The 15,456-nt window shown below is 64.6% G+C and carries 15 protein-coding genes and 1 pseudogene; 10 read left to right on the top strand and 6 right to left on the bottom strand.

Going from position 1 to position 15,456, the window contains the following annotated elements:
* Positions 1 to 114: 114 nt before the first annotated feature.
* From HU825_RS10290 to HU825_RS10275, 4 genes are all read right to left on the bottom strand, one after another.
* Positions 115 to 549, bottom strand: coding sequence for a hypothetical protein (locus HU825_RS10290; RefSeq protein ID WP_156716369.1), 435 nt, complete (start codon positions 547 to 549; stop codon positions 115 to 117).
* A gap of 79 nt (positions 550 to 628) precedes the next feature.
* Positions 629 to 781, bottom strand: coding sequence for a hypothetical protein (locus HU825_RS10285; protein WP_223250042.1), 153 nt, complete (start codon positions 779 to 781; stop codon positions 629 to 631).
* Positions 782 to 961 (bottom strand): hypothetical protein, encoded by a 180-nt coding sequence (locus HU825_RS10280; RefSeq protein WP_043295965.1) that lies wholly within the window; start codon positions 959 to 961, stop codon positions 782 to 784.
* Between the two features lie 239 nt (positions 962 to 1,200).
* Complete coding sequence (locus HU825_RS10275) at positions 1,201 to 1,956, bottom strand: GntR family transcriptional regulator (RefSeq protein ID WP_043295964.1); 756 nt, start codon at positions 1,954 to 1,956, stop codon at positions 1,201 to 1,203.
* Positions 1,957 to 2,393: 437 nt separating this feature from the next.
* On the opposite strand from HU825_RS10275, the gene HU825_RS10270 reads away from it, so the two are divergent.
* Both HU825_RS10270 and HU825_RS10265 read left to right on the top strand, forming a co-directional pair.
* Positions 2,394 to 3,740, top strand: coding sequence for an NCS2 family permease (locus HU825_RS10270; protein WP_234301971.1), 1,347 nt, complete (start codon positions 2,394 to 2,396; stop codon positions 3,738 to 3,740).
* Positions 3,741 to 3,804: 64 nt separating this feature from the next.
* On the top strand, positions 3,805 to 4,431 hold the full coding sequence (locus tag HU825_RS10265) for a LysE family translocator (RefSeq protein WP_234301970.1): 627 nt from the start codon (positions 3,805 to 3,807) through the stop codon (positions 4,429 to 4,431).
* Between the two features lie 626 nt (positions 4,432 to 5,057).
* Here HU825_RS10265 and uraH read toward each other — a convergent pair.
* A complete protein-coding gene (gene uraH / locus HU825_RS10260; RefSeq protein ID WP_043295961.1) occupies positions 5,058 to 5,411 on the bottom strand; it encodes a hydroxyisourate hydrolase in 354 nt (117 codons plus the stop codon).
* Positions 5,412 to 5,700: 289 nt separating this feature from the next.
* On the opposite strand from uraH, the gene puuE reads away from it, so the two are divergent.
* The 8 genes from puuE (at position 5,701) to HU825_RS10220 (ending at position 14,438) form a co-directional block, all read left to right on the top strand.
* Positions 5,701 to 6,633 carry an allantoinase PuuE gene (gene puuE / locus HU825_RS10255; protein WP_054093702.1) on the top strand — a complete coding sequence of 311 codons (933 nt, stop codon included), beginning with the start codon at positions 5,701 to 5,703 and terminating at the stop codon, positions 6,631 to 6,633.
* Positions 6,630 to 7,145: a 2-oxo-4-hydroxy-4-carboxy-5-ureidoimidazoline decarboxylase gene (uraD, locus tag HU825_RS10250; protein ID WP_234301969.1), complete on the top strand. Its 516-nt coding sequence runs from the start codon at positions 6,630 to 6,632 to the stop codon at positions 7,143 to 7,145. Before puuE ends, uraD begins: the two co-directional genes overlap by 4 nt.
* Before the next feature lie 64 nt (positions 7,146 to 7,209).
* On the top strand, positions 7,210 to 8,205 hold the full coding sequence (gene alc, locus HU825_RS10245; protein WP_156716365.1) for an allantoicase: 996 nt from the start codon (positions 7,210 to 7,212) through the stop codon (positions 8,203 to 8,205).
* Positions 8,206 to 8,264: 59 nt separating this feature from the next.
* On the top strand, positions 8,265 to 8,768 hold the full coding sequence (locus HU825_RS10240; RefSeq protein WP_077683605.1) for an ureidoglycolate lyase: 504 nt from the start codon (positions 8,265 to 8,267) through the stop codon (positions 8,766 to 8,768).
* Between the two features lie 48 nt (positions 8,769 to 8,816).
* Positions 8,817 to 10,046 (top strand): urate hydroxylase PuuD, encoded by a 1,230-nt coding sequence (locus HU825_RS10235; protein WP_234301968.1) that lies wholly within the window; start codon positions 8,817 to 8,819, stop codon positions 10,044 to 10,046.
* A 134-nt stretch (positions 10,047 to 10,180) separates the two neighbouring features.
* On the top strand, positions 10,181 to 11,512 hold the full coding sequence (locus HU825_RS10230; protein ID WP_234301967.1) for a nucleobase:cation symporter-2 family protein: 1,332 nt from the start codon (positions 10,181 to 10,183) through the stop codon (positions 11,510 to 11,512).
* A gap of 139 nt (positions 11,513 to 11,651) precedes the next feature.
* The gene (locus HU825_RS10225; RefSeq protein ID WP_234301966.1) at positions 11,652 to 13,232 is read left to right on the top strand and encodes a cation:proton antiporter family protein; all 1,581 of its coding nucleotides are present in this window, start codon (positions 11,652 to 11,654) and stop codon (positions 13,230 to 13,232) included.
* 381 nt (positions 13,233 to 13,613) lie between these two features.
* A complete protein-coding gene (locus HU825_RS10220; RefSeq protein WP_054093696.1) occupies positions 13,614 to 14,438 on the top strand; it encodes an outer membrane protein OmpK in 825 nt (274 codons plus the stop codon).
* Between the two features lie 208 nt (positions 14,439 to 14,646).
* On the opposite strand, the pseudogene HU825_RS18885 reads toward HU825_RS10220, so the two are convergent.
* Positions 14,647 to 15,192 (bottom strand): annotated as a pseudogene (locus HU825_RS18885) (methyl-accepting chemotaxis protein); the annotation flags it as partial.
* Between the last annotated feature and the right edge of the window lie 264 nt (positions 15,193 to 15,456).

Here is a 15,456-nt window from a genome sequence, read left to right as displayed (position 1 = left end):
TCCGGAAGGCGGCTGACGGTTGGGCGATTATCGACATCCTGCTCGATAATCGCCACCCCACTCACATGGAGTCACCTGAGCCCGTCACGCAACGCCGACCGCTTTAGCGCGGCTTCAGTGTTCGCGTCGTCCGTCGCGCTGATGTTCACGCCAGCGGCCTTGCGGCTGCGCTTTATACAAGCCGGCACGGTGCGTCGGTTTACCCTGCGGTCTGGGCTCTGGCGCGCGGCTGTAAGACCTGGACGGGTGCCGTCTGTCGCCGTCGAAACGTCGGTCGTGCCGATCGTAGCGATAGTCGCCACGGTCGTGGCGACCGTCGTAACGACGGTCGTAGTGGCGCTCGTGACGGTCGTAGTAGCGAACCGACGGTGCATAGCGACGATAGTCGTGGCGGTCGTAGTAGTAGTAACGCGTCGGATAGCTCGAGTGGTGATGATCCTTGTAGCCACCGTAGTAATACGGCCGGTAATAGTCATGATCGCTGTGACCGTAAACCGTACAGCCACCCAGCAGGCTCAGCACGAGAAGCAACAGGGGGAGTCGGGGCATGATTGCCTCCTGAGAAACAAGGTCGGCGTAGCGACCCTGTCAGAGCGGAACGCGGCGGGCGAGGCGCCCGCCATCGGGGTCAGCAGTTGCCCTTCTTCGCTTGCCCTGGCGGACAATGCGGCGGGCCGCCGTGCCCCACATCGCCGATATCGATTCCGATACCCGGCAGACGCAGGCTGCAGCCGGATATCAACAGGGCCGCCAGCGCAACTGCAAGTAGGCGCGAGAACATTTAGCAGCTCCCCTTCATGCGATGGCCTGGCGGGCAGAAGCCACCGCCATGTCCATGGCCACCGATATCCAGATGCACCGCGTCGGCATCGCCGATACGCGCATGCACTCCCGGCGCGCTGAAACTGCAACCCGCCAGCCCCAGCGCCGCACTAAGCAATACCACCGTCCAGATTCTCATCGAGATACTCCTTGATTCTCAGCGGGCCATCGCCCGAGCTACCCGCGCGCCGCAATACGGGGCTGGGCGAAGAATCAGACCGCAACCGAAACGGTCGCGTTCCGTTACGGGGTATTAATTCTTTCTCGATCAACGGTGTGTTCGATTGCGTTTACCGATGGCGGTCAGCGCACGAGCCCAATCGACCCCAGCCGCGAATCGCGGTATCACGAAGCCGATGCGCGACAGCCAGTGGGTCGTCAGCGCTTCTTTGCGACTTTGCCGTTCTTGCCGAGGATGTGCGAGAACACCGCGTGCAGGTCGCCCGAGGCGCTGTCCTCTTCGAGGTTGAGCTTGCTGTCGATGTGATCCATGTGATGCAGCATCAGGCGCACGGCCAGTTCGGTATCGCGTGCGGCAATGGCATCGATCAGTTCGTTGTGCTCGTCGTAGGAGCAGTGCGAGCGGCTTCCGCTTTCGTACTGCGCGATGATCAGCGATGTCTGCGAGATCAGGCTGCGCTGGAAGCTGATCAGCGGGGCGTTCTTTGCCGCCTCGGCCAGCTTGAGGTGAAACTCGCCGGACAGGCGGATGCCGGCGCCGCGGTCACCGCGGGCGAAGCAGTCGCGTTCGTCGCTCACCATCTGTCGCAGCTCGGCCAGCTGGGCGCCGCTGGCGTGCTGTACCGCGAGCTCGGTGATCGCACGCTCGACCAGCCGGCGGGCAAAGAAGATCTGCCGCGCCTCGTCGACGCTCGGGCTGGCCACCACCGCGCCGCGATTGGGCCGCAGCAGCACCACACCCTCATGGGCGAGTCGCGACAGCGCACGGCGAATGATGGTACGGCTGACGCCGAAAATTTCCCCCAGCGCTTCTTCGCTGAGCTTGGTGCCCGGGGCCAGCCGCTGTTCGAGGATGGCGTCGAATATGTGCGCGTAGACGATATCGTCCTGGGTTCCGGTCCGGCCCTTGCCCGAGCGTGTTGGTTTCTTCAGCGGCTGCAGTTGTTCGTTCATCGAGAGTTCGCATCCTGGTGTCGGCAGCGCAACTTTACTGTGTTCCGCGAGCCGCTGGCAGTTCGCCGAAGCAGATTGGCGAAAATGACGCACCCGACGATTGTGCACAATCTATCACACGAAATGCTCTGGAATGCGCGACGCGGTTCGTTGAATCACCCACTTTTCGGGTGCTCGAAACCGCCGCACGAGCCTGTATCAGTATCGTACCGTTGCGCTTCGCCCGAATATTCCACCTTTGGTTAGATGCGATCACGACATTCGACGCGAATTTTATAGCCAATCCACGTTTGCTTTTTTTGTATACAACATCATAATCGCGACACGCCTTTCTGACCTCTCAGTCAACTTGAGACAGATCGAGCGCACCCATCACCCGCCCTCGGGAGCACTCAGGCTCTGGGTGATCGACAACAAGAACGATGAGGAACACCCCAGTGGAAAACATCACGCAGGAACAGCGGGCCACCCCGGCGCAGCACCGGGCGCCCGGCCGACTCGATCGCTTCTTCAAGCTCAGCGAACACCGCACCAGCGTGCGTACCGAACTGCTCGCAGGCCTGACCACGTTCGTCACCATGGCCTACATCATCTTCGTCAACCCGAACATCATGGCCGAAGCCGGCGTCGACCACGGTGCCGCCTTCGTCGCCACCTGCATCGGCGCGGCGCTGGGCTGCTTCCTCATGGGTTTGTACGCCAACTGGCCGGTCGGCCTGGCACCGGGCATGGGCCTCAACGCGTTTTTCACCTACACGGTGGTCGGCGAGATGGGCTACAGCTGGCAGATCGCGCTGGGTGCGGTGTTCATCTCCGGCGTGCTGTTCGTCTTCATGAGCCTGTCGAAGATCCGCGAATGGCTGCTCAACAGCATTCCGATGAGCTTGCGCTTCGCCATGGGCGCCGGCGTCGGACTGTTCCTCGGGCTGATCGGCCTGAAGACCGCCGGCATCGTGGTGGACAGCCCCGCCACGCTGCTGACGCTGGGTTCGTTCGGCGAGCCTTCGGCGCTGCTCGCCGGCATCTGCTTCCTGCTGATTGCCGTGCTCAGCCATCGCAACGTATTCGGCGCGATCCTGATCGCCATGCTGACCGTTACCGCCATCGGCTGGGCCTTCGGCCTGGTGGAGTACCGCGGTCTGGTGTCGATGCCGCCGAGCCTGGCGCCGACCTGGCTGGCGATGGATATCCTGGGTGCACTGGACGTGGCGATGATCAGTGTGATCCTCGCGTTCCTCTTCGTGAACATGTTCGACACCGCCGGCACGCTCATGGGCGTCGCGCATCGCGCCAACCTGGTGGATGACGAGGGCCGCATCAAGGACCTGTCGCGCGCGCTGAAGGCCGACAGCACCTCCAGCGTGGTCGGCGCGTTCGTCGGCTGCCCACCGGTGACCAGCTACGTGGAAAGTGCCTCGGGCGTCGCCGCCGGCGGCCGCACCGGACTTACCGCGATCACGGTCGGGTTACTGTTTCTCGCCGCCATGTTCCTCGCCCCGCTGGCCGGCATGATTCCGGCCTACGCCACCGCCGGCGCACTGATCTATGTGGCCATGCTGATGATGAGTGGCATGGCGCACATCGACTGGAAAGATCACACCGACACCATCCCGGCCATCGTGACCGTGGTGATGATGCCGCTGACCTTTTCCATCGCCAACGGCATCGCGCTGGGTTTTCTCACCTACGCCACGCTGAAGCTGTTGACCGGCCAGCGCGATAAGGTGTCGATCAGCCTGTACGTGCTGTGCGTGATCTTCATCGCCAAGTTCGCGTTCCTCTGAACGAGGTACGCATCACCGCCCCGTCGCATCGCGGCGGGGCTTTTGCATTTGTCAGGAGGAAATGATGAGTCTGGAAACCTGGTTGTTGTATGCGAGTGCGGCGCTGGTGGTGATTTTGATCCCCGGTCCGCTGTCGCTGTTGATGATCAGCAACAGCCTGAACTACGGCGTGCGCCGTTCGTGGCCGGCCTTTCTCGGCGGGGTCACGGCCTCGATCCTCCTGCTCAGCGCCTCGGCGCTGGGGCTCGGCGCCATCCTGCTGGCGTCGGAGCGACTGTTCAGCGCGCTGAAGCTGATCGGTGCGCTGTACCTGTTCTATCTCGCCTGGCAGAGCTGGCAGGAGGCACGCCAGGCCCCGGCCGCGCGAGCAATCGAAACCCCGGCGCTGGCACCGCGCTTCGGTCGGCTGTTCGGACGGGCGTTCATGCTGGGAGGCAGCAACCCGAAGGACATCCTGTTCTTCGCGGCCTTCCTGCCGCAGTTTCTCAGCGCCGGGCAGCCGTTGCTGCCACAGTTGCTGGTGATGATCGTGACCTGGGCGGTGCTCGATCTGTGCTGCAAACTGGCCTACGGGCAGGGCGCGCAGGGCGCGGCGCGCTACCTGCGCACCGGGCGCGGGCACGTATGGTTCAACCGGACCAGCGCGGCGCTGTTTGGAGGGGCCGGGGCGGCGTCTCTGATGAGTCGGTGACCTGGCTGGCCGCGTAGCGGCGGCTCGGGCCGTGTGGAGAACCGCGTAGCGTTCTCCACCACAGGTGGCGTACCGGTTTATTTCTGGCGTGGCGCTTTCCTCGGCTCGGTCTATAGGTTGCGCCTTGCACGCCGAAGCTGACTTTCGATCCTTCAGGCGACTCGGACTGCCCCTTCAGGAGGCCGAACGCAGGCGTTGCGAAGGGGGACGCGAGGCATGGACGCCGAGCGAGTCACGAAGGACGGGGCCGCCCAGGCGGGACGTACCTTCGTGACGTGCCCTCGGAGCGGCGCCGCAGTGAGGGAAGTCTGGTCGCGCAGCGGCCAGACCCGGATGTAGGGGTCGCCTTCTCTTTGGTTACGTTCTCTTGGCGAGGCAAGAGAAAGTGACGCGCCGTGCGAGGCACGGCCTGCAGCTCCGCCCCGGAAAGCGCCATGTCAGGCGCGCCACTCTGGTGGAAAACGCTGCGCGGTTTTCCACCCTACGATTCGCCGACACCATAGGAAAGTAACGCCGAGCAACGCGCGATCTGTAGCCCACACTGCGCGCCTCCACCGCTCATAAGAAACCCGCCACAAGGGCGGGTAAAAAGGGACTCAGGGAGAGTCGTTGCACGGCAAACGGAATCAGCTACCCCGATAGGTGGAATAGCTGTACGGCGAAATCAGCAGTGGCACGTGATAGTGATCCTGCCCGGCATCGATACCGAATCTGAGCACCACCTCATCGAGAAACGCCGGCGCGCCCAGCGTCACACCGCGGCGCCGGTAGTAATCGCCCGCCTGGAAATGCAGCTGGTAGACGCCCGAGCGGTAGTCGTCCCCTTCCAGCAAGGGGCTGTCGCAACGGCCGTCGGCATTGGTTTCGCGGGTAGCGACCAATTCCAGGCCCTGCCCTTCGACGCGAAACAGCGTCACCTTGATGCCGCTGCCCGGACAACCGTGCGCCGCATCCAGTACGTGTGTGGTCAAACGTCCCACGAGCACCTCCGCATGTTTGAAAGTGGCTTGAGAATAGCCAAGTCGACGCAAAACATTCAAGACAATATTCTTATTTTTTGTATACACAACTGAAACACCACGCTTTCCACCGCCCGCCCTATCAGCCACCGCTCCGGCACCGCTAAAGATCAGCGACATATAGCAGACTGCCATAAGCCAGCGGGCGGCACGCTCGAAGATTTTTATGGTTTACATTGGGTAATCTATTTTGTATACAATCAGGCCATCCGGTCGCGCTGCTGCGACCCGCCATACAGGACCCATCGCCGTGAGCGCCGACTACCCCCGCGACCTAATCGGTTACGCCAGCAACCCGCCCCACCCTCAATGGCCAGGCGAGGCTCGTATCGCCCTGTCCTTCGTGCTCAATTACGAGGAAGGCGGCGAACGCTGCGTGCTGCATGGCGACAAGGAATCCGAGGCTTTCCTCTCCGAGATGGTCGCCGCGCAGCCGCTGCAGGGCGTGCGTCACATGAGCATGGAATCGCTTTATGAATACGGCAGCCGCGCCGGCGTCTGGCGCCTGCTCCGGCTGTTCAAGCGCCACGACATTCCGCTGACCATCTTCGCCGTCGCGATGGCCGCCCAGCGCCACCCGGAAGTGATCAAGGCGATGGTCGCCGACGGTCACGAGATCTGCAGCCACGGCTATCGCTGGATCGACTACCAATACATGGACGAGGCCGAGGAGCGCGAGCACATGCTCGAGGCCATCCGCATCCTCACCGAACTGACCGGGGAACGCCCGCTGGGCTGGTACACCGGCCGCACCAGCCCCAACACCCGGCGCCTGGTACGCGAGGAAGGCGGCTTTCTCTACGACTCGGACACCTATGACGACGACCTGCCCTACTGGGACCCCGATTCGGCGCCGGTCAAGCCACACCTGGTGATCCCCTACACGCTGGACACCAACGACATGCGCTTTACCCAGGTGCAGGGCTTCAACAGCGGCGACGACTTCTTCAATTACCTGAAGGACGCCTTCGACGTGCTCTACGCCGAAGGCTGCGAAGGCGCACCAAAGATGCTGACCATCGGCATGCACTGCCGCCTGCTCGGGCGTCCGGCGCGCATGGCCGCGCTGGCTCGCTTCATCGACTACGTGAAGGGGCATGAGAAGGTCTGGTTCGCCCGCCGCGTCGATATCGCGCGCCACTGGCACACCACCCACCCCATGACTGCGGAGCGCAACGCATGAGCGCGTTCAAGACCATCAAGCCTTCGACTCTCGACCGCGACGCCTTCGTCGCCGCCTTTGCCGATGTCTACGAGCACTCGCCGTGGGTCGCCGAAACCGTCTACGACGCCGGCGTCGACGCCACGCTGGACGACATCGACGTCATGCACCGCCGCCTGTCGCAGGTCATGCTCGCCGCCGACCACGCCACCCAGCTGGCACTGGTCAACGCCCACCCGGATCTCGCCGGCAAGGCCGCCATCCGCGGCGAGCTGACCGCAGCAAGCACCAACGAGCAGGCCGGCGCCGGCATCCACGAATGCACCGCCGAGGAGTTCGCCCGCTTCACCGAACTCAACGATGCGTACAAGGCCAGGTTCGGCTTCCCCTTCATCATGGCGGTCAAGGGCAGCGACCGGCACCAGATCCTCGCCGCGTTCGAGGAGCGCATCCACAACAGCCCCGAGCAGGAATTCGCCCGGGCGCTGGCGGAGATCAACAAGATCGCCCGGTTCCGGCTGGAGGCGATGTAACAGGCAACACCGCAACACAGGCAACAAAGGCAGAAACCGCTCAATTCCAATCAGGGCAGATGACATGAAAGCTTACGCCGCACCCTTCGAAAAATACGTCAACCTGGCCGACGCCCGTCTGGGCACCCGTGCCATTTCCGTCACCGATGACTGGTTCGCCGATGTCAACCGGATGTTCCAGCCCGGTCCGGCCGTATGGAAGGAGGGCGTGTTCGATGACAACGGCAAGTGGATGGACGGCTGGGAGTCGCGCCGCAAGCGCTTCGAGGGCTATGACCACGCGGTGATCCGCCTTGGCGTGCCGGGCTGGATCAAGGGTGTGGACATCGACACCAGCTTCTTCCGCGGCAACGTGCCGCCGTCGGCCTCGCTGGAAGCCTGCTTCGTCGCCGAGGGTGACCCGCGCGAAGACACGGTCTGGACGGAAATCCTTCCGGCGGTGGACCTCAAGGGCGACAGCCACCACTACCACGAGATCGCCTGCGAGCAGCCGGTCAGCCACCTGCGTTTCAATATCTACCCGGACGGCGGTGTGGCGCGTCTGCGCGTGCACGGCATCCCCTATCGCGACTGGAGCAGCATCGGCGACAACGAACAGGTCGATCTGGCTGCCGCACTTAACGGCGGTCGCGCGCTGGCCTGCTCCGACGAGCACTTCGGTCGCATGAGCAACATCCTCAACCCGAACCGCGGCGAGAACATGGGTGACGGCTGGGAAACCGCGCGCCGCCGCACGCCAGGCAATGACTGGGTGATCGTCGCCCTCGGCCATCCGGGCGAGATCGAGCGCATCGTCGTCGACACCCTGCACTTCAAGGGCAACTACCCGGACAGCTGCACCATCCAGGCGGCCTACGTGAAGGGCGGCACCGACAGCCAGATCGAGACCCAGAGCCTGTTCTGGCGCGAACTGCTGCCGAGCCAGAAGCTCTCCATGCACGCCGAGCACGAGTTCGTCGAGCAGATCGCCAAGCTCGGCCCGGTGACCCACGTGCGCCTGAACATCTTCCCGGACGGCGGCGTCAGCCGGCTGCGCCTGTTCGGCAAGGTGGCGCGCTGAGTCACGGGCAGGGCGGCGCACGTCGCCCTGCCTCCCACCCCATTAATAACGAGATTGCCATGCGTACGCTGACCATCGAACCGCTGACCAAGGAAGCCTTCGCCCCCTTCGGCGACGTCATCGAGACCGAGGGCAGCGACTATTTCATGATCAACAACGGCTCCACCCGCCGCTATCACAAGCTGGCAACGGTGGAGACCGCACAGCCGGACGACCGCGCCATCATCAGCATCTTCGCCGCCGAAGCGCTCGAGATGCCGCTGGTCATCCGCATGCTGGAGCGTCATCCGCTGGGCAGTCAGGCCTTCGTGCCACTGCACGGCAACCCCTTTCTGGTCGTGGTCGCGCCACTTGGCGATGCACCTGTACCGGGCCACGTCCGCGCATTCGCCAGCAATGGCAGGCAGGGCGTCAATTACCACCGCGGCGTCTGGCACCACCCGGTGCTGACGATCGAAAAGCGGGATGAATTCCTGGTGGTCGATCGCAGCGGTTCTGGCAACAACTGCGACGAGTTCTTTTTTACAGAGGATCAGCAACTCCTCCTCGACCCCCAACCCTAATAAGAAAGCCCGGCCCTCTCTGCGAAGGTCGGGAAGAGGTACGTAAAAATGGATGCTCATCTGACCGAATGGCTAAACCTGGGAATCCGCTGGATTCACATGATCGTCGGCATCGCCTGGATCGGTGCTTCGTTCTATTTCGTCTGGCTGGAGAACAACCTCAACCGCAGCAACCCGCGCGAAGGGCTATCGGGTGACCTCTGGGCCATCCACGGCGGCGGTATCTACCATCTGGAAAAATACAAGCTGGCACCGCCGCAGATGCCGGAGAACCTGCACTGGTTCAAGTGGGAGGCCTACACCACCTGGCTGTCGGGCGTCGCCCTGCTACTGGTGGTCTACTACCTCAACCCAAGCCTGTACCTGATCGCACCGGGCGTCGAGCTGTCCCCCGCCGCTGCCGTGGCTATCGGCTTCGGTTCGCTGATCGTCGGCTGGTTCATCTATGACCTGCTCTGCGATTCACCGCTGGGCAAGACCCCGGCGCTGCTCGGTCTGGTGCTGTTCGTGCTGGTGATCGCCGCCTGCTGGGGCTACACGCAGATCTTCAGCGGCCGCGCAGCCTACATCCACACCGGCGCGCTGCTCGGCACCATCATGGTCGGCAACGTGTTCCGCATCATCATGCCGGCACAGCGCGCGCTGGTCGCCGCCATCGAGCAGAACCGCACGCCTGATCCGGTACTGCCGGCCAAGGGCCTGCTGCGTTCGCGGCACAACAACTACTTCACCCTGCCGGTGCTGTTCATCATGATCAGCAACCACTTCCCGAGCACCTACGGCAGTCAGTACAACTGGCTGATCCTCGCTGGCCTGGCGGCACTCTCGGTACTGGTGCGGCACTTCTTCAACACCCGCCACGACAGCAACCGCTTCGCCTGGGCACTGCCGGCGGCCGCCGTCGGCATGGTCTGCCTGGCCTTCGTCACCACGCCGAATCGCCAGCCGGCCGCGCCGAACCTCGCCGCCACCCCGGCCGAACGCGCCAGCGCAGCGGCCGCCGCCCATGCGCAGGGCTCGATGTTCGAGGAGGTCAACGAGGTGATCCACGAGCGCTGCACCGTCTGCCATTCGGCCCAGCCGAGCAGCCCGATGTTCAGCGCCGCGCCGGCCGGGGTGATGTTCGACACGCCCGAGCAGATTCGCCAGCAGGCGGCGAAGATCCACGCGCAGACCGTCGCCAGCCAGATCATGCCGCTGGGTAACATCACCCAGATGACGCAGGATGAGCGCGACCTGCTTGCCAGCTGGATCGCCCAGGGCGCCCGCATCGAGTGACACCCCCGGGCCGTACCTCTTCAGGTACGGCCCGATCATTCCTAGAAAAGCCAACGCTGCACGACGAAATACCCGGCCCCTCCTCGAGGGCGCTATCGCGAAAGCCAACAACAAGAATCGCCCGAGGTGTTTTGATGAACGACCAGAATCCGCCCGCCGAGCGACGGTTGCCGCCCCTGCAACTGCTGCTGGTGAGCCTGCAGCACGTGCTGCTGATGTACGGCGGCGCCGTTGCCGTGCCGCTGATCATCGGCCAGGCGGCCGGCCTGTCGCGCGAGGAAATCGCCCTGCTGATCAATGCCGATCTGCTGGTGGCGGGCATCGCCACACTGGTGCAGTCGCTGGGGATCGGCCCGGCGGGCATCCGCATGCCGGTGATGATGGGCGCCAGCTTCGCCGCGGTGAGCAGCATGGTGGTGATGGCCGGCATGCCCGGCGTCGGTCTCACCGGCATCTTCGGCGCGACCATCGCGGCCGGCCTGTTCGGCCTGCTGATCGCCCCCTTCGTCTGCAAGATCGTGCGCTTCTTCCCGCCGCTGGTAACCGGCACGGTGATCACCTCGATCGGCCTCTCGCTGTTCCCGGTGGCGGTCAACTGGGCCGGCGGCGGCAGCGGCGCGACGCAGTTCGGCGCGCTGCACTATCTGGGCGTGGCGACTGCGGTGCTGGTCACGATCCTGCTGATCAACCAGTTCATGCGCGGCTTCTGGGTTAATGTCTCGGTGCTGATCGGCATGGCGCTGGGCTACGTGCTGGCCGGCATGCTGGGGATGGTCGATCTGTCCGGGCTGGCGCAGACGCCGGGGCTGCAGGTGGTGACGCCGAACCACTTCGGCGCGCCGACCTTCTCGCTCGCGCCGATCCTGTCGATGTGCCTGGTGGTGGTGATCATCTTCGTCGAGTCGGCGGGCATGTTCCTCGCGCTCGGGAAGATCACCGGCGAAAGCGTCGACCCACAGCGCCTGCGCCGCGGGCTGCTGTGCGACGCTGGCGCGACCTTCTTCGCCGGCTTCATGAACACCTTCACCCACTCCTCGTTCGCGCAGAACATTGGCCTGGTGCAGATGACCGGCGTGCGCAGCCGCTATGTCACGGCACTGGCCGGGGTCATCCTGATCAGCCTCAGCCTGCTGCCCAAGGCGGCGTTTCTGGTTGCCTCGATTCCGGCCGCGGTACTCGGCGGCGCCGGCATCGCCATGTTCGGCATGGTTGCCGCCACCGGCATCAAGATTCTCCAGGAAGCCGACATCGCCGACCGGCGCAACCAGCTGCTGGTGGCCGTGAGCATCGGCCTGGGCATGGTGCCGGTGATCCGTCCGGAGTTCTTCGCCCAGCTGCCGCAGTGGATGGAGCCGATCACCCATAGCGGCATCGCCGTGGCGACCATCAGCGCGGTGACGCTCAACCTGCTGTTCAACGTGCTCGGCGGTACCGAGCGCAGCCTGCTCACCGGCGCCAGCCACTGAGTACCCCGCCCGTCGATCACGAGGCCCGCCATTGGCGGGCTTCGTGCTTTTCGCGAAAACGAATTGCGATCGATCATCCACGGATTCGCCGGCTTGGCTAAAATGCGCGCCCCGCCACCGCCGCCGGACACCTTCCCCGATGATTGAAGCCAGCTGGATCGCCTTCGCCTTCACCCTGGGCCTGATCGCCCGCGCCATCGGCCTGCCGCCGCTGATCGGCTACCTGGGCGCCGGCTTCGCCCTGGCGGCGGTGGGCGAGCACGTCGGCGTCGGCCGCCAGGACGGCGTGATCCTGCAGCATCTGGCGCACCTGGGCGTGCTGTTGCTGCTGTTCACCGTCGGCCTCAAGCTCAAGTTGGGCAACCTGGCGCGCCGCGAGGTGATCGGCGGCAGCCTGCTGCACTTCGCCATTTCCAGCGTGCTGGTGCTGCCGGCGATCGTGCTGGTCTTCGATGCCAGCTGGCAGGAGAGCCTGCTGCTGGCCATCGCGCTGTCGTTCTCCAGCACCGTGCTGGCGGCCAAGGTGCTGGAAGGCAAGCGCGAACTGAAGGCTTTCCACGGCCGGGTGGCGATCGGCGTGCTGATCATCCAGGACCTCATTGCGCTGGTGGTGATGAGCCTGGCGGCCGGCCAGGTGCCGTCGCCCTGGGCGCTGCTGGTATTTCTGCTGCCGCTACTGCGTCCGCTGCTGTTCCGCCTGCTGGACCACAGCGGCCATGAGGAGCTGTTGGTCCTGCTCGGCCTGATGCTGGCGCTGGTGGTTGGCGGCATGGGTTTCGAGGCGGTCGGGCTGAGTTCGGAACTCGGTGCGCTGGCCTTCGGCGCCATGCTCGCCAAGCACAAGCGCGCCACCGAACTGTCCAACTCGCTGTGGGCGATCAAGGAAGTGTTCCTGGTCGGCTTCTTCCTGCAGATCGGCATCGGCGGCCTGCCGGATACCAACGCGATGATCTTCGCCACGGTCGTGGCGCTGCTGCTGCCGCTCAAGGGCATGCTGTTCTTCTTCCTGTTCCTCAGCTTCCGCCTGCGCGCGCGCAGCGCGTTCCTCAGCGCCTCGAGCCTGACCAACTACAGCGAATTCGGCCTGATCGTCGCCAGTGTGGTGCTGCCGCAATGGCTGACGCCGCTGGCGATCAGCGTGGCGCTGTCGTTCGTGATCTCCGCGCAGCTCAACCGCATCGTCCACCCGGCCTATGAACGCCTGGCCAAATGGCTGATCCCGCTGGAACGCAACACCCGCCATCCCGACGAGCAGCCGGTGTCGCTGGGCGATGCGCAAATCCTGGTGATGGGCATGGGCCGGACCGGGCGCGCCGCCTACGATCACCTGCTACGCAAAGGGTTTCGCCTGGTCAGCCTGGACTCCGACCCGGTGATGGTCGAGCGCAACGTCGCCGAAGGCCGCAACGTGTTTTTCGCCGACGCCGAGGACCAGATGTTCTGGCAGAACCTGCAGATGAACGACGTGCAGGCCGTGGTGCTGGCGATGAACGACGCCGAGGCCAAGATCATCTCCACCACCAAGCTGCGCTCGATCGGCTTCAAGGGCCTGATCATCTCCCACGCGCTGTACGAAGACATCGCCCAGCGCATCCAGGCAGCCGGCGCCGATCACACCTACCTGACCATGACCGAAGCCGGCACCGGCCTCGCCGAGAACGTCGCGCGGGAACTGCTGCCCGAAGAGGCGCGGCCCGCCGCCGAACGACTGGCCGGATGAACGGCAGGAATAATTGTGCACAATCCGCACATCTTGTTGTTTAAAATACTGTGCACAGGTTGTTATAGTCTGCCCATCCCGCGTTCCCTCTCGCTGTGCGGCGCGCGGGTGTTGGAGGCGCCGTGAAGCCTCTCAAGCCGAACAACAACAAATAAGGCAGGCTTAACCATGACCGCAATCCGCAGCGCTGCCGCTCGCCATCGCCGTACCGGCCGAGCAGCCCACGCCCACCCGCCCGATTCCGTCCACGCATCATCGTCTTCCGACGATGCGTTCGCGGCGCCATCGCTTCGCGCTCTTGCGCCGCCCGGCGCATCACCGACAATACGCGCCGCTCACTGCCCGGCTTCACGCACAAAGATTTCCACAGGGACCACCACCATGCATTTCAAGACCGCCCCGCTCTGCCTCGCCCTCGCCGGCAGCCTTCTCGCCGCCCCCGCGATGGCCGGTGACGCGCTGCTCTGGCAGGACAACAGCCTGACCTACCTGTACGGCAAGGATTACAAGATCGACCCGGACACCCAACAGACCGTCACCTTCGAGCACGCCAGCGGCTGGACCTGGGGTGACATGTTCCTGTTCGTCGACAACATCTGGTACAACGGCCCCAACGGCAACGACGGCCACACCTACTACGGCGAGTTCAGCCCGCGCCTGTCGCTGGGCAAGATCAGCGGCCGTGACCTGTCGTTCGGCCCGGTCAAGGACGTGCTGATCGCCGCCACCTACGAGCGCGGCGAAAGCCAGGCCGACGGCACACCGAACCAGAACTACCTGCTCGGCCCGGCGGTGGACCTCAACGTACCCGGCTTCGACCGCCTGGCGCTGAACCTCTATTACCGCAAGCCCGACGGCAGCACCGGCAAAGCCTCCGGCCAGTGGCAGTTGACCCCGACCTGGGCGATGACCTTCCCGGTGGGCAAGTCGGACATCCTCTTCGACGGCTTCATCGACTGGGTGATCAACGACGCCGGTTCCGAGCGGCGCGGCGACTTCATCTCGAAGAACCTGCACATCGTGCCGCAGATCAAGTACGACCTGGGCAAGGCGCTGGACTACACCCCGGGGCGGCTCTACGTCGGTATCGAGTACGACTACTGGTCGAACAAGTACGGCATCGAGGACGGCGGCTACGTGAGCCGCAACTTCGTCGGCAAGACCGATCAGAACACCTTCAGCGCCATCGTCAAGGCGCATTTCTAGGGTCTGATACAGGCCTGATGCGGTAAGAAAAAAGGCGACCTGCGGGTCGCCTTTTTCGTGGCTCGGCCAGTGCTGTCGCAGCGCCCGCGCTTTCCGGGTGGCGCCGGAACCCAGCTCCGGCGCACTCGGTAATCAGCGCGCTCTCAGGAAGTCGCAACGCACCGGCGTTCCGGCCTTCCAGTTCAATACCCCTTCCCTAAGCAACCGCTTACAGCCGAAAACTGCCCATCTGCCGCCCGAGGGCTTCGGCCAGTTGCGAGAGCGCCTGGCAGTCGCTGCGGCAGGCCTGCACATCGCGCGCCGTGGCCTGGGCCAGGTCGGCGATACCCTGCACGTTGCGGGTGATCTCCTCGGTGACGCTGCTCTGCTCCTCCGTCGCGGCGGCGACCTGGGTGTTCATGTCGCTGATCGCCTCGACCTGCTCGGTGATCGCGCCCAGCGACTGACCGGTGCGCTGGCTGGCCTGCACGCCGGTACCGGTGGCCGCCTGCCCGGCGTGCATCGAGGCAACCGCGTTGTCGGCCCCGCTCTTGAGCCGCTGGATCATCTGCTGGATCTCGTCGGTCGAGCCCTGCGTGCGGCTGGCCAGCGTGCGCACCTCGTCGGCGACTACGGCGAAACCGCGCCCCATCTCGCCGGCCCGCGCCGCCTCGATGGCCGCGTTCAGTGCCAGCAGGTTGGTCTGCTCGGAAATGCCCCGGATGACCGCCAGCACCTGATCGATCGACGCCACCTGCTGCGCCAGTTCGGTCACCGAGCCGGCCGCCTCGCCGATCTCGCCGGACATCTTCTCGATATGCGCGATCGACTCGCCGACCACCCGGCGCGCCTGCACCGCCTCGTCGCGCGCCCCCTGCGAGGCCTGCGCCGCGCTGCTGGCATTGCGCGCGATCTCCTGCACGGTCAGCCCCATTTCGTGCACGGCGGTGGCCACCATGTCGGTCATCTCGTGCTGGCGGCCGGCGCGCGCGGCGGTGTTGTCGACCACCTGCGCGACCTGGCCGACGGCGTTGCGCAG

The sequence above is a fragment of the Pseudomonas phenolilytica genome (assembly GCF_021432765.1).
Classification (GTDB): Bacteria; Pseudomonadota; Gammaproteobacteria; order Pseudomonadales; family Pseudomonadaceae; genus Stutzerimonas; species Stutzerimonas phenolilytica.
This window is presented reverse-complemented; position numbering and strand designations above follow the sequence as displayed.